The following is a 15,055-nucleotide window of genomic DNA, read 5'->3' as shown; positions in this document are numbered from 1 at the left end:
CCCCATCCAGAAAATGGTGGAATTAGTTAACAATCTGTGAGGTACGAAGCTTTAAGCATTTTAAAACTAAATTATCAGATTCTTATGAAGTAATAGCTAATTGTTATAACTTCACTGTCGCTTATAATTTTAGCAACATAATCATTTAAAAATAAATAACTTATAAATCATGAAATTATATATCTTTTCACTCGACAATTCTTAAAATTGCTGACATACTTCGCCTACTTCAGTGACGGAACATTACTGAAGCGAGATTAGTTTATCTCATAGTCCAATCAATACGGAGAAAATAATGAAAATTAGACATTTAGTCAGTGCGGCATATTTTTTTGTTTTACCTTCCTTTTCTTATGCTGTTCCCACCAATCATTCATCAGCAATTTCCATAACCGATAAGCAAATTAACTTAAATACAGCTGATTTTAAATTGTTAACTAAATCTGCTAAAGGTATTGGTGCAAAGCGAGCTCAAGCGATTATCAAATATCGTGAAAATCATGGCAAATTTAAGTCGGTAAATGATTTAGCACAAGTACCTGGTTTCGGTCAAAAATTTATTAATAGTCACTTAGAAGAATTAGAGCGAGTCTTTACAGTGAAATAGTTTAATAGGTGGTTTTATTACCACCTAAACAAAATAATTTTAAAAGTTCGGAGGATTTAATATAAAAAAGAATTTACGGCATTAAGTTTAATTTTAAATATACAAGCTAATATTCCTGTAGAGCTTTAGTATTATATCACGTTGCAAATAAATCTATTATGACCTAAAAGCGTTTTGGTTTCATAAAATATTTAACTGCTTTCAATTAAATAATAAGAATATAGCATTAATTTGTTAAGACATATTTTAATAATGAGCTAATTTTGTATAGCTTTTTTATCCTAAACTTTATGGATGTGGCGGTAGGATGTCTTCAGGTGATTTTTTTTGAGATGGATTCTCTACTATAGATTGATATCGAGTTTTTAAATTGCTAAAGTTATCTGCATGGGTAGCTGCATTTTGGGTTTCTTCTTTAGATTTAAAAAAGCTTACCCCTACCTTAGTATGTGCTATTGCTTCACCTTTTCTCAAATCATCCTCAGTTATACTTTTGTCTTGGATTCGTGCATCTAAAAGCTCGTGCGCTTTATGCTGAATCTGATTAATGAGAGAACGCAGAGTAGTTTGACCAAAAAATTTAGTTTCTGCATGTAAATGTTTTAACTGATTTTTGTCTTGTAGAATAGTTAATAAATGATATAGACCAGAAAGAGAAGCTTCTTTAATTAATCCTTCGATACCGACTTGTGTATCATGTAGTTTGGTTGCTGTATCTAACCTAGGGGTACTTGCTCGGCTTTCCATGCCTTTAACTACCGTGTCTATTTTTTTTATTTCTAAAATCTCCTTTTCCCTACTCTGCACTATGATTTTAAGTTCAGGGTGAGCTTTAAGTTTAGAGTTAATATCCTTAACCATATTTGAAAAACCCATCACATTAAATGATGTAAAACCTCTATAAATCTTATCTTTGTTTGGGTCTTTTTCTGCTGCATTCCATTCTGCTTCAAAGGCATCCCAGGTAGATTTTAGTTCAGCTACTTTTCTTGCAAGATTGGCCTTATTATCACTGTCGACAACAGCTTGAGGAAAGTTGGCTAAAAATTTACTATAGTCAGCGCCTGGCCAAGCAGCTCTTTCAAGAAAATGTCTAATCTCTATTACATTACTAGTATTTAAATTCTCTAATGTTTTAAGAACCTCTTGCATAATAACTTACCTGAATTTCAATGAATTTAAATTTATTATAGACAATCTTGTTTTTTAAAAGATTTAAAAGAAATCTATTTGTTTGGTATTTTCCCTCAGGTGTTGTATTTAATCATTAGATAAATTTGATGGCTATAATTACAAAACATCACAAACAGCTGTCGATTTTTAGGCAAATTTAGGATACAGTACTCTCCCAAAAAAGTGTGAGAGTGATGTAGTCTATGTTAAGGAAATTAAGGGGTGTTTTTTCCAATGACTTATCTATTGATTTAGGTACTGCCAATACCTTAATTTATGTTAGGGACAAAGGAATTGTTTTAAACGAACCTTCAGTTGTGGCTTTGAGAAGTGAGTCAGGACAAAAGCGAGTCGCCGCAGTTGGCTTAGAAGCAAAGCGTATGTTAGGCCGGACTCCGGGCAATATCAATGCGATTCGCCCAATGAAGGATGGTGTGATAGCAGACTTTTTTGTTACCGAGAAAATGCTGCAGCATTTTATTCACAAAGTACATGAAAATCGTTTTCTAAGGCCAAGCCCACGTGTCCTTGTGTGTGTACCGTGTGGGTCAACACAAGTAGAAAGACGTGCGATTAGAGAATCTGCAATGGGTGCAGGCGCTCGAGAAGTATTTCTTATTGAAGAACCCATGGCAGCTGCTTTAGGTTCAGGTATGCCTGTTGAAGAGGCAAGCGGTTCTATGGTAGTTGATATTGGTGGTGGTACAACCGAAGTTGCAATTATTTCTTTAAGTGGGATTGTTTATCATCAATCTGTCCGCATAGGTGGAGACAAATTTGATGATGCGATTGTTTCTTATGTCAGGCGTAATTACGGTACTTTAATTGGTGAAACAACGGCAGAGCGTATTAAACATGAAATTGGCTCAGCTTTCCCGAGTCGTGATCTTTTTGAAATAGAGGTAAGAGGAAGAAACTTAGCTGAAGGTGTTCCACGTAGTTTTACTTTAACGAGTGCTGAAATCTTAGAAGCATTACAAGAGCCACTTTCAGGTATAGTAGGTGCGGTAAGAGCAGCGCTTGAATTAGCACCGCCAGAATTAGCAGCAGATATTGCTGAGCGTGGCATGGTGCTAACAGGTGGTGGTGCTTTGTTAAAGAACATGGACACCCTTTTAATGGAAGAAACAGGGCTACCCGTTTTAGTCGCAGAAGATCCTTTAACTTGCGTCGCTCGGGGTGGTGGTAAGGCACTTGAAACAATGGATTTACGTGGCGGTGATTTCCTCTCAACCGAATAACTATAAAAATAGGTTGTTTTCGCGTGGCAAACATCATTTTTTAGGTTTCTTGTTTGCCTGTGTTCTATCTATTGGACTTATGTTTTCTGACTATCATTATCACTACTTAAATAGTGTTCGTCATGCTTTTTCTTTTATTGTAGCGCCCTTGCAATATGTCGTTGACTACCCAGTCCGTATTATGGGGTGGGTACAATCATTAGTCAGTACAAAAACGTCGTTAATTAATGAAAATATGCAACTACGTTATCAACAAACACTCCTAGAAGCAGAGTTACAAAAGTTATTGGTTATTAAAGAAGAAAATTCACAATTAAGAGAGTTACTTTTAACCTCTTCCAAAGCTAAGATGAAAGCCATGGCAGCCCAAATTTTAGCTGTAGATACCACTATTGCTAGACAAATCGTTATTTTGAATAAAGGTAAACGCGATGGGGTCTATGTTGGTCAGCCTGTTTTAGATGCTAAAGGGGTTATGGGGCAGGTGATTGACGCTGGTTATATGACAAGTACAGTTTTACTTATCTCTGATGCTAAAAGTGCGGTACCAGTAAGAAATAATCGTACCGGCGAGCGTGCTATTTTAGTAGGCTTAAATAGTATTGGTCAGTTGTCTTTAATTAATTTACCTAGAACTTCATCTATAGCTAAAGGCGATTTATTAGTAACCTCAGGTTTAGGCCGCCTTTATCCAGAAGGGTATCCAGTTGGTAAGGTAGAGAATGTTAAAAGTATTCCAGGTGAAGCATTTATTAAAGTAGACGTAAGCCCCATCGCCTTATTAAATAGAAATCGGCTGGTGCTTTTAATATGGCCAGATAAAGAACAAGCAGAATTAACTGCTCAGATTAATGAGCGTATGAATATTATTGAGACTTCTTAAGGTTCACCATTATGCGTTTATTTATTGCATTTATTGTTGCCCTTTGCCTAACAATTTGTCCTATGCCTAGTTTATTAATGGGAATTAAGCCGCCTTGGATATTACTATTTATTTTATATATACAGTTTTATTTACCTGATCGGTTTAACTTATTCACAGTAATTATACTTGGACTTATTTTAGATGCATTATTATCAACTGTTATTGGTGAGCACGTGTTAGCTTTATCATTAACTACTTGGATTGCTAATAGCAAGGCTAGACGTTTTTATTTTTTTTCTATAGGCCAACAAATGGCTTTAATAGGTTTTTTCTGCTTTCTATATCAGCTTATTATGGTTATAACCGATACCTTTTTAGGATTTCATATTAATTTAGTATTAATCTTAGTTAACACCATAATAAGTATTTTAATATGGCCATGGTTGCGACTTATTGCTGATGATGTGATACGTAACAAAATTAAAGCTTATCGCACTTAAGGCAGTTTTGGTATTGTAAGTAAGCGGTATTCTCCTGGTAATAAGTCATCTAAAGACCAATTAGCTATCCGGTAGCGAACCAATCTTAAGGTTGGGAAGCCTATTGCAGCTGTCATCTTACGAATCTGATGGTTTTTTCCTTCACGAAGTGTGATTTCTAACCACGTCGTAGGAATTAATTTTCTAAAGCGAACAGGGGGTGTCCTTTTCCAGAGTTTTGGTTCATTAATACACTTAACTTCAGCTGGTAAAAAATGGGCTTCTTTGAGCTTCAAACCATCTCTTAGTGGTTGTAAATCCTCTTCAGTAGGACTGCCCTCGACTTGAACCCAATAATATTTGTTTTTATTATAGTTAGGATGACTTAATTTATGCTGGAGTTTACCATTATCGGTTAAAAGGAGTAAGCCTTCACTATTTTTATCTAACCGTCCTGCGGCATAAAAATTGGGTATAGAAATAAATTCAGCCAATGTTTTTTCACCTAAATTGCCGGTAAATTGACTAAGCACGCCATATGGTTTATTAAAAAGTAAAATATTAGTCATTCGGTTAACTACACCTTAATCGCCATTCACTAAGCTTTATACTGCGTTGCATGCTCGCTCGGCGAAGTACAGTGCTTCTATATACAATCCTTCGCCTTGCTTCACTTGCGCCTTGTCTAAAGTTTATTAGGTAGCGCGATATAAAATTATAATTATGGCGTTATTCTTTCTTGGGGCAAGTGTTTTCGCATGATATGATGTTTATCTTTAAAAGTAGGGGATATCGATGACATTTGAGAAAATTCATATACCAGAGCAAGGACAAGCAATTACTTGTGCTAATGGACGGTTAAATGTACCTGATTTTCCCATCATTCCGTTTATTGAGGGTGATGGTATTGGGGTAGATGTAACGCCTGCAATGCGTAGTGTTGTTGATGCTGCTGTTGCTAAAGCTTATGGCGATAAGAAGAAAATTGCTTGGATGGAAATTTATGCTGGTGAAAAAGCGACCCAAGTTTATGGGGGCGATCAATGGTTACCAGCTGAAACATTGCAAGCCATTAAGCAATTTGTCATTGCCATTAAAGGGCCATTAACTACACCTGTTGGTGGTGGGATTCGTTCATTAAACGTAGCTATTCGCCAAGAGCTTGATTTATATACTTGCTTACGTCCTATTAAATATTTTTCTGGCACACCAAGTCCCTTAAAAGAGCCTTGGAAAACAGACATGGTGATCTTTCGTGAAAATTCTGAAGATATCTATGCGGGTATTGAATGGCAGGCAAACAGTGAGAATGCTAACAAAGTCATTAATTTTTTAACCCATGAAATGGGCGTTACCAAAATTCGTTTTCCAGAAAATTGTGGTATAGGTATTAAGCCTGTTTCAGAGCAGGGGACAGCGCGCTTAGTCAGAGCAGCTATCCAATATGCCATTGATAACGATAGAGATTCCGTCACTTTAGTGCACAAAGGTAATATCATGAAATTTACTGAAGGTGCTTTTAAGGAATGGGGTTATCAAGTAGCACGTGATGAGTTTGGTGCTGAATTGTATGAAGGCGGACCCTGGATGAAGTTAACTAATCCTAAGACTGGTAAGCCCATTATTGTAAAAGATGTGATAGCTGATGCTTTTCTGCAACAAATCTTATTACGCCCAGAAGATTATAGTGTTATTGCTACTCTAAATTTAAATGGTGACTATATTTCTGACGCTTTAGCTGCACAAGTAGGCGGCATAGGTATTGCGCCAGGGGCTAATTTAAGTAATGAAATTGCGGTATTTGAAGCCACCCATGGAACAGCACCAAGGTATGCAGGACAGGATAAAGTGAATCCTGGATCGCTCATTTTATCAGCTGAAATGATGTTACGCCATTTAGGATGGGTAGAGGCAGCTAATTTAATTATTCAATCTATGGCAGATACTATTGAATCAAAAACAGTAACTTATGATTTTGCTCGTATGATGGATGATGCAAATTGTGTTAGCTGTTCAGGCTTTGCACAAGCAATGATTGAAAATATGTAGGTTCTAACTTAATTTGGTCTCTTTTAAGTTATCAGGGTAAAAGAGGATAAATAATTTTCTTTAGGCTTTGCATAATATTTGGTAAAAGAGACTATAATTAACTTAATTTAAGTTAACTGTATTCCCTAAGGGAGATCAGTTTAATAGGCATATCTATACTGATTTCCCTAAAATGACTAATAAACTTTAATAAATTAACTTCAGCATTTAGGTCAAACTAATTAAATTCAAACTAAAGGTTTAATTAATTTGGGATAGTTATGGCGATTATCCCAGGTATCTTGGTGTTGAATTTAAGATAAAAGAAGAACGTTTTTTGATGACATTACTTTATAGAAAAATGAAATTAGCAATTTAATATAAAGTCGATATATGTCCTATTTAAGAATGTCAAAATGGGTTCTATCTAATCACCGTGATGTACATTGTCACAAAGTTTGATTTTTTAGAGTAATAAAATCATTTTTTTACTGGCCAAATGCTCATTGAAAGTCTATAAAATTAGTAAAGGGTAATAAAGATGAGTGGCCGGTATTTAGAAGAATATATTGAAAATGAAAGCGCAGAGGCAGAGGTTCTCCCTGCAGTCAAAGTTCCGAAGAAATATAAGGTAGTTTTATTGAATGATGACTATACACCAATGGATTTCGTAGTAGATGTATTAAAGCGTTTTTTTCGACTAAATGAAGAACTGGCAACCCAAATTATGTTACAGATTCATATTTTGGGAAAAGGGGTGTGTGGTATTTATACCAGGGATATAGCAGAGACCAAAGTTGCTCAGGTAAATGATTATGCCAGAAACCATGAGCATCCTCTGTTATGTACGATGGAGCCGGAATAATGCAGGTGGGTGAAGAGGAGCAATGCCAATGTTAAACAAAGAACTTGAATTCACCTTAAATCTTGCTTTTAAGGAAGCTAAAGAAAAACGTCATGAGTTTATGACAGTTGAACATCTACTGTTGTCTTTACTTGATAATCCCGCTGCAGGCAATGTTCTCCAGGCTTGTGATGCAAATATTGAAGCGCTAAGGCGAGATCTAATTGAATTTATTGATGAAACAACGCCTCGAATTCCTGAGGGAGAGCATGATAGGGAAACGCAACCTACTTTAGGATTTCAACGTGTTTTGCAGCGTGCTGTTTTTCATGTGCAATCAGCTGGTAAAACAGAAGTAACAGGCGCTAATGTCTTAGCAGCTATTTTTAGCGAGCAAGAGAGCCAAGCAGTCTATTTTCTACGACGCGAAAATATTACTCGCTTAGATGTTATTAATTACATCTCTCATGGTGTATCTAAATATCATAATAATGATGCTAGTGATCATCTTAATTCTGCAATGGATGAAGACGCTATGTCTGGTGAAGGCAGTGAATCACCTCTTGAAAGCTATTGTTTAAATCTTAATAGACGCGCTCGCTTAGGTAAAATTGATCCTCTTATTGGCCGTCATGAAGAAATTCAACGAACCATTCAAGTGCTATGTCGTCGCCGCAAAAATAATCCCTTATTGGTTGGTGAGGCAGGCGTTGGTAAAACAGCGATTGCTGAAGGATTAGCTAAACGTATCGTCGATGGTGAAGTACCTGAATCAATTAATAATTGCGTGGTTTATGCACTTGATCTAGGCGCTTTGTTAGCTGGTACAAAATATCGCGGTGATTTTGAAAAGCGTCTAAAAGCGGTATTAAAACAGTTAGGTCAACAAGATGGTGCTGTATTATTTATTGATGAAATTCATACTATCATTGGCGCTGGCGCTGCTTCAGGTGGCGTTATGGATGCATCAAATTTAATAAAACCTTTACTTGCCAATGGTGAATTAAAATGTATAGGTTCAACAACCTATCAGGAATATCGAGGTATTTTTGAAAAAGATAGAGCGCTCGCTCGTCGCTTTCAAAAAATTGATATCAGTGAACCGACCATTGAAGAAACTTTTGAAATCCTTAAAGGATTAAGGCAAAAACTAGAAGAACATCACGGGGTTAAATTCTCTATTCCTGCATTAAAAGCAGCTGCTGAATTAGCAGCTAAATATATCAATGATAGATTCCTTCCTGATAAAGCGATTGATGTTGTCGATGAAGCAGGTGCTTATCAAAACTTATTAACAGCTAATAAACGCCGTAAGGTTATTAATGTAAACGAAATTGAAAATGTAGTTGCAAAAATTGCCAGAATTCCTCTCAAAAAGGTCTCTGCGAGGGATAAAGATACATTACGCAATTTAGAGCGTGATCTGAAATTGCTAGTTTATGGTCAAGATAATGCTATTACGGCCTTGGCTTCAGCTATTAAGCTGGCTCGTTCTGGATTACGAGATCAACAAAAACCGGTTGGTTGCTTTTTATTTGCAGGGCCTACGGGCGTGGGTAAAACAGAAGTAACTCGTCAATTGGCTAATGTTTTAGGCATTGAACTTTTACGGTTTGACATGTCTGAGTACATGGAAAAACATACTGTATCTCGCTTAATTGGAGCGCCTCCAGGTTATGTTGGCTATGATCAAGGTGGACTATTAACCGAAGCAGTGACTAAAAATCCACACTCAGTCTTATTATTGGATGAAATTGAAAAAGCACATCCTGATGTATTTAATTTACTGCTCCAAATTATGGATCATGGTACGTTAACTGATACAAATGGTCGCCAAGCTGATTTTAGGCATGTCATTTTAGTTATGACAAGTAATGCAGGTGCTGCTGAGATTACCCGAAATTCCATTGGTTTCTCATTTCAAGATAATAGCAGTGATGGGTTAGAGGTAATTAAAAAACAATTTAGTCCGGAGTTTAGAAATCGATTGGATGCAATTATTAACTTTGCTTCCCTTGATACGGATACAGTTGGACTCATTGTGGATAAATTTATTATGGAGTTGGATGAACAACTCAGTAATAAGGGTGTCACCTTTAAAGTAGATAAAGCAGCTCGTGACTGGTTAATTGAACATGGCTACGATAGAACCATGGGTGCTCGTCCAATGGCTCGCTTAATTCAAGAACAAATTAAAAAGCCTCTAGCAGATGAATTATTGTTCGGAAAATTAATGAAGGGTGGCCATGTTGTTATTAGAGTCAAAGATGGCAAGCTTCATTTTGACAGCCATGATCATCGTGAAGGTGTCATTTAATAATATAACTAACTTATCTATCAAGCATTCCGCCTAAATAGGCGGAATTTTTTTATATCCTTAAATAGAATTGACGTTTAAATGCATTTGCTTGAATTCATACTCCTAGCTACAATTACAAAATTCTATGTAAATTAATAAATTAGGTTTTTTAGGTTACTTTATGTTAAGCGTGATTATTATCTGTAAAAATGAAGAAGCTAATATTAAACGCTGTTTAGAATCCGTAAGCTTTGCGGATGAAATTGTTGTACTTGATTCAGGAAGTATTGATAATACAATTGCTATTGCGCAGGAATACACAGACAATGTCTATCAAAGTGAGGATTGGCATGGCTATGGTATTCAAAAGCAACGTGTGCTCAATCTTGCAACAGGAGACTGGGTTTTAAACATTGATGCCGATGAGTCAATTACAGAGGATCTGCGTACTACTATCGAAGACGCTATAAAATCTGATGAGGCAGATGCTTATCGTATTCCCATATTTATGAATTTTTACGGTAAGCCTTTACGCTATTCTTCTAGCCCTAAAAGACACATACGCTTATTTAAACGAGAAGGTGCGCAATATAGTGATGATATTGTGCATGAAAAGATTATTTTACCGCCAGAAACAAGAATTGGAAGAATAACGCTCCCTATTATGCACCACTCATTTCGGGATGTAAGTCATGCCTTGTATAAAATTAATCGCTATACATCCTATAGTGCTAAAATAAGATCTCAAAAAGATGAGCCACCAGGAATTATGAAAATTCTGTCTAGCACAATCTGGATGTTTTTTCGCTGCTTTTTTCTACAGCGTGGTTTTATGGAGGGAGCAGAAGGGTTTTTATTAGCTGTTTTTAATGCGCAGGGTACTTTTTATCGGGGTATTAAGCAACGTTATCCTGATGTCAGACCTAGCGTTTCATTATCACCCGGTAAACAAGAAGTACAAGAGGTGGCAGATTTACCAACTGGCCAAATACCAGCGGATCATAACGATCAAGTTCAGAAACAAAATCAAAACGTTGAGGAAAATTTACCTGCGTCAGCCGAACAACACTTACAGCCAGAAAGAGAACAAGAGCAATTAGCTGAGGAAATGATTGAGAAAGATAAGTTAATTCCAGAGGCGAATGCTCCTGATGAGGAAATCATAGAAGAACCACATGAGTTTAATTCTGAAGATACGCTTATTGAGCCAAAAAAATCCTTAGATGATAGCGCGCCTTTTCATCCCTTTCAGCAAGAGAGCGAAGAAGAGCAACTAGCTGAAGAAATAATTGAGAAAGAGGAGTTGGCTCCAGAGGTGACTGCTATTGATGAGGAAATTATGGAAGAGCAGCATGAGTTTAACCAGGAAGACACGCTTATTGAACCAGAAAAGTCCCTAAGTGATAAGGCGCCTTTAAAAAAGAAAAAATAGCTTATTTTTTTAGGCTAAATACAAAGATCTGCTAACTTGTTATCTAGTAAATCCTAGAGAGATTTTTATCCTCCACCACAAGATATCGGATTGATTCCATAAACGAGTCCACAGTACTATTTAAATAACCAACATTATTTCAAATAATGACTGTCACTCCAGCGCAGGCGGGAATCTATCTTAAAATTAAACTTAATGCAAATTATATAGATGGATCCCCGCCTGCGCGGGATGACATAGAATTAATGAGAATGACATATGACTAATGAAGATGACTTCCATTTCAACCTACTATGGCTTTACTCTACTTAACAAACTAAAACGCTAACTTTAGCTGTTGCCAGTATTGGTTGTATAAATTAAGTGTCTCTTCACCAACATCACGTTGGAAAATGCCTTTCATTAATATTTCTGTTGAAGGGTAAACAACAGGATTGTCGCGAATTGTACTAGGGAGAAGCGTACGACCTTGTCTATTTGTAATCGCTTGTCCGGTAATTAAGGCCACCTGTGAAGCAATATCGGGCCTCAATAAAAAATTAATAAACGTTAGTGCCGCTTGTGGATGTGGTGCGTTCTGAGGAATAGCTAGACAATCGACCCAAATAATAAACCCATCTTTGGGATAGATAAAATGAACATTATTATTTTCCTTAGATGCTTTGTAAACATCAGCATTCCAAGCAGAGCCCAAAGAAGCATCTTCATCAATTAAGATTGCTTGAACGCTATCACTAGCAAATATTCTAATATTAGGTACAAGTTTAACAAGTTGATTATAAGCTATTTTAATAAGGTTTGGGTCTTTGGTATTAGGGTCAAAGCCTAAGCTAAGTAGAGCAATGGCAAATACTTCACGTGAATCATCAAGCATCATTAATTGATTTAGCCAACGTTTATCCCATAAAGCTCGCCATGTTGAAGGCGGTGTAGTGATGTTCGTACTATTAAAAAAAATCCCGGTGCTTCCCCAAATAAAAGGAATACTGTAGTTATTGCCGTTATCATAGTCATTCTGAGTAAATTTTTGATCAAGGTTGGTGATATTAGTTAACTGACGATGATCAAGCTTAGCTAACATATGCTGATTTCGCATCCGCTCCACAAAGTAAGCGGATGGCAAAATAACATCATAAATGCCTTGTCTACTTGCTTTTAATTTAGCATACATTGTTTCGTTGCTATCATAAGTAGAAAAATTAACGGTAATGCCAGTCTCTTTCTCAAATTGTTGCACCACCTCTTTTGGGATTTCTCCGCCCCAAACATAAACATTAACTACTGATTTAGCATATACAGTTGAACAAAAAAGAGTGATTAATAATAAGCTCAAGCGTATCATAATGTTTTACCTGAAAGCCGATAAGATAAAGTAACTAAAATCATCGAAAGTAAGAAAGTGATAGTACATAACGCGTTAAGCTCAGGTGTGACCCCAGTACGTACTAAGGAGTAAATGGCTAATGGTAAAATATTAAAATCAGGACCGGCAACAAAATAACTAATCATAACGTCATCAAACGAGAGGGTAAAACTTAAGAGGAAAGCACTTAATACACCAGGCCATAATAAAGGTAATAAAATTTTAGACAATGCTATATAGCGACTTGCGCCTAAATCAAGAGCACTAAAATAAATATTGGGATCTAAGGTATTTATACGCGACTTAATCGTTAAAATGACAAAAGGAAGACAAAATGTAATGTGAGCAATTAATAAGCTAAAAAAACCTAGCGGTATTTGAGTTACATTAAAGAAAATGAGTAAAGCAACGCCTAATACTAGATCAGGGATAATAATAAGTAATAAAAGTAAAATATAGAACGTTTTTTGTTTTTTAGCACGGAAAAGAAACAAGTTAACACTGGCTAACAAGCCTAATAAGGTGGCAATAAAAGAAGCGCAAAAACCTAAGAAAATAGAATTAAAAAAAGCAGACCAAAGTCCTCTATCTTGAAAAAGTTCACAATACCATTGCCATGTAAAACCCTGCCATTGAAGTGAAAATCTCGCATCGTTAACGGAATAAAGGATTAGAATAAAGATAGGTATATAAAGTAGAGCAAAAACAAATACTAAAAAACTACGTTGAATTAGCGCTTTCATTGAATAACCTCACTGCTTTTTCGACGATAAAAAGCTAATAAAAGTAGTAATAGAAGCGTAAGAATTACACTAGTTGCTGAGCCTTGTGGCCAATTTTCTATAACTAGAAACTGATTTTGAATTAAATTACCTAATAAAATAGAACGGGCGCCCCCTAAAATATTGGGTATATAAAATAAAGTCATCGCCGGGAGTAGTACGAGTAGACAACCAGAAAGAATCCCGGGTGCGGTATTAGGTAAGAATACACGCGTGAAAATAGCCCATTTTCCTGCGCCTAAATCTTTCGCAGCTTCAATTAAGCGAAAATCAAAACGTTCCATATTGGTAAAAATGGGTAATACCATAAAAGGGAATAAGTTATAAACTAAGCCGGTAATCACGGCGAAATTAGAATAAAGTAAATTTAAAGGCGTATGAATTAGATGAAATTTAAGTAATAAGGCATTAAGAACACCTTTATATTTAAGAATGGCAATAAGAGAATATGTCCTAATTAAAGAGCTTGTCCAAAAAGGGATAATAATTAGTAATAAAAGTACAGATTGATGCTTGGATTTGATAAGTAAATAGCTAAAAGGATAGGCTAATAATAAACAACAACCTGTTGCTACTAGCGCAATAATTATCGACCTAAAAAAAATTTTCGCAAAAACTGGCGTCAATAAAGACGTATAATTGGTAAAGGTTAAAGGTAGAGATACTAAATTAGTACTATCATTGGTTAAGAAGCTTGCTATTAAAACAAGTAATAGAGGAACAAAGCTAAAGATAATTAACCAGGTATAAAGTATATAAAGGGAGACAGATTTAACCTTCATAAGGCAGTAAAACCTCCCAACCAGGCAGCCACTCAACCCAAACAGATTCGTTGGGTGAGTATTCTAATTTATCATCATCTTCATCAAAAAATTCAGACGCATTAATAAGTTTACCCGAAGGTAATGCAACTTTTAAATCAACAGTTGAACCTTTATAAACGATTTCTACAATTCGTCCAGGCAACATCTTATTCGTATCATCTACTTCAGATAGACTCCAGACACGAATATCCTCTGGCCGAATAACAAGATGCAGTTGTTCACCTGGTTGATAATTGCCTGTATTTTTACAGGTTAATTCTACGCCTTCTATAACCGTGGTTAGTTGCTGTTGATCACTTTTTTGAACTTCAATATCAAAAATATTTGTTTCACCTATAAACTTAGCTACCTCTAAATTTGCAGGATTTTCATAAACGGCTCTTGGTGTGCCTATTTGCTCAATATGACCATGATTAAAGACTACGATTCTATCGGACATCGATAGCGCTTCTTCCTGATCATGAGTCACAAAAATAAAAGTCATATTTAATTTTTTCTGTAATTGCTTTAACTCGGACTGCATTGCTTTACGTAAACGGTAGTCAAGTGAACTTAAGGGTTCATCGAGCAGCAAGACTTGCGGACGATTAACAATAGCACGTGCAATAGCTACTCGCTGTTGTTGCCCACCACTAAGATGTTTAATATTGCGGTCAGCTAATGATTCTAATTGTACGAGTTGTAATGCTTCTTTAACTCGTTGACTAATTTCTTGAGGGTTAATTTTTTTACACTGCAAAGCAAAGGCAACATTATCAAAAACGGATAAATGAGGGAAAAGTGCATAGCTTTGAAATACCGTATGAACATCCCGTTTTTGGGGTGGTAAGGCATTAACACATTGACCATTAATAAAAATCTCACCCTCACTGGGCTGTTCAAAGCCAGAAATAAGGCGAAGTAAAGTGGTTTTACCGCAACCTGAAGGACCTAGTAAGGTTAAGAATTCTCCATCAAAAACAGACAGTGAAATATTATTAAGGATTAAGGCACTGCCATAAGATTTATAGACTTGCCGAATTTCAATTAGCGGTACCGTCATGATAAGTTCAAAACAAAAGCACAATTATGATTGTTGATATATAAATTGTCCAGTCACAATCACAATTATACTTTTT

General features: G+C 36.0%; 13 protein-coding genes and 1 pseudogene. 8 read left to right on the top strand and 6 right to left on the bottom strand.

The window, feature by feature from the left end; translation table 11 throughout:
• Window positions 1-295: 295 nt before the first annotated feature.
• Complete coding sequence (locus E1P04_RS12880; protein WP_131783308.1) at window positions 296-607, top strand: ComEA family DNA-binding protein; 312 nt, start codon at window positions 296-298, stop codon at window positions 605-607.
• A gap of 288 nt (window positions 608-895) precedes the next feature.
• Here the strand turns inward: E1P04_RS12880 and E1P04_RS12875 are convergent, their stop codons facing one another.
• Window positions 896-1,759 carry a hypothetical protein gene (locus E1P04_RS12875; protein ID WP_131783307.1) on the bottom strand — a complete coding sequence of 288 codons (864 nt, stop codon included), beginning with the start codon at window positions 1,757-1,759 and terminating at the stop codon, window positions 896-898.
• Window positions 1,760-1,983: 224 nt separating this feature from the next.
• On the opposite strand from E1P04_RS12875, the gene E1P04_RS12870 reads away from it, so the two are divergent.
• The 3 genes from E1P04_RS12870 to mreD are packed head-to-tail and all read left to right on the top strand — an operon-like array spanning window position 1,984 to window position 4,386.
• A complete protein-coding gene (locus E1P04_RS12870) occupies window positions 1,984-3,021 on the top strand; it encodes a rod shape-determining protein (protein ID WP_115302113.1) in 1,038 nt (345 codons plus the stop codon).
• Window positions 2,999-3,904, top strand: coding sequence for a rod shape-determining protein MreC (gene mreC, locus E1P04_RS12865; protein ID WP_131783344.1), 906 nt, complete (start codon window positions 2,999-3,001; stop codon window positions 3,902-3,904). The genes E1P04_RS12870 and mreC overlap by 23 nt, the downstream gene beginning before the upstream one ends.
• Window positions 3,905-3,915: 11 nt before the next feature.
• Window positions 3,916-4,386 carry a rod shape-determining protein MreD gene (gene mreD / locus E1P04_RS12860; RefSeq protein ID WP_131783306.1) on the top strand — a complete coding sequence of 157 codons (471 nt, stop codon included), beginning with the start codon at window positions 3,916-3,918 and terminating at the stop codon, window positions 4,384-4,386.
• On the opposite strand, the gene E1P04_RS12855 is transcribed toward mreD, so the two are convergent.
• The gene (locus tag E1P04_RS12855) at window positions 4,383-4,934 is read right to left on the bottom strand and encodes a pseudouridine synthase (RefSeq protein WP_131783305.1); all 552 of its coding nucleotides are present in this window, start codon (window positions 4,932-4,934) and stop codon (window positions 4,383-4,385) included. The two genes, mreD and E1P04_RS12855, sit on opposite strands and share 4 nt — an antisense overlap.
• Before the next feature lie 226 nt (window positions 4,935-5,160).
• Here E1P04_RS12855 and icd point away from each other — a divergent pair, with 226 nt between their 5' ends.
• From icd to E1P04_RS18310, 4 genes and pseudogenes are all read left to right on the top strand, one after another.
• The gene (gene icd / locus E1P04_RS12850; protein ID WP_131783304.1) at window positions 5,161-6,414 is read left to right on the top strand and encodes an NADP-dependent isocitrate dehydrogenase; all 1,254 of its coding nucleotides are present in this window, start codon (window positions 5,161-5,163) and stop codon (window positions 6,412-6,414) included.
• Window positions 6,415-6,934: 520 nt separating this feature from the next.
• Window positions 6,935-7,258 carry an ATP-dependent Clp protease adapter ClpS gene (clpS, locus tag E1P04_RS12845; protein ID WP_131783303.1) on the top strand — a complete coding sequence of 108 codons (324 nt, stop codon included), beginning with the start codon at window positions 6,935-6,937 and terminating at the stop codon, window positions 7,256-7,258.
• A 28-nt stretch (window positions 7,259-7,286) separates the two neighbouring features.
• Window positions 7,287-9,554: an ATP-dependent Clp protease ATP-binding subunit ClpA gene (gene clpA / locus E1P04_RS12840; protein WP_165482780.1), complete on the top strand. Its 2,268-nt coding sequence runs from the start codon at window positions 7,287-7,289 to the stop codon at window positions 9,552-9,554.
• Between the two features lie 163 nt (window positions 9,555-9,717).
• A pseudogene (locus E1P04_RS18310) lies at window positions 9,718-10,452 on the top strand (glycosyltransferase family 2 protein); the annotation flags it as partial.
• An 832-nt stretch (window positions 10,453-11,284) separates the two neighbouring features.
• Here the strand turns inward: E1P04_RS18310 and E1P04_RS12830 are convergent.
• Genes E1P04_RS12830 through potA form a run of 4 tightly spaced genes read right to left on the bottom strand, consistent with a single transcriptional unit; the run spans window position 11,285 to window position 14,979 of the window.
• Complete coding sequence (locus E1P04_RS12830) at window positions 11,285-12,310, bottom strand: ABC transporter substrate-binding protein (protein WP_131783300.1); 1,026 nt, start codon at window positions 12,308-12,310, stop codon at window positions 11,285-11,287.
• Window positions 12,307-13,074, bottom strand: a complete 768-nt coding sequence (locus tag E1P04_RS12825; protein ID WP_131783299.1) for an ABC transporter permease subunit — start codon at window positions 13,072-13,074, stop codon at window positions 12,307-12,309. Before E1P04_RS12825 ends, E1P04_RS12830 begins: the two co-directional genes overlap by 4 nt.
• Window positions 13,071-13,895, bottom strand: a complete 825-nt coding sequence (locus E1P04_RS12820) for an ABC transporter permease (RefSeq protein ID WP_131783298.1) — start codon at window positions 13,893-13,895, stop codon at window positions 13,071-13,073. Before E1P04_RS12820 ends, E1P04_RS12825 begins: the two co-directional genes overlap by 4 nt.
• On the bottom strand, window positions 13,885-14,979 hold the full coding sequence (potA, locus tag E1P04_RS12815) for a spermidine/putrescine ABC transporter ATP-binding protein PotA (protein ID WP_131783297.1): 1,095 nt from the start codon (window positions 14,977-14,979) through the stop codon (window positions 13,885-13,887). Before potA ends, E1P04_RS12820 begins: the two co-directional genes overlap by 11 nt.
• Between the last annotated feature and the right edge of the window lie 76 nt (window positions 14,980-15,055).

Origin of the sequence: Legionella gresilensis (assembly GCF_900639865.1) — a bacterium.
Lineage (GTDB): Bacteria > Pseudomonadota > Gammaproteobacteria > Legionellales > Legionellaceae > Legionella_C > Legionella_C gresilensis.
The sequence above is the reverse complement of the archived record's forward strand: the minus strand, read 5'-3'. Positions and strand labels throughout refer to the sequence as shown.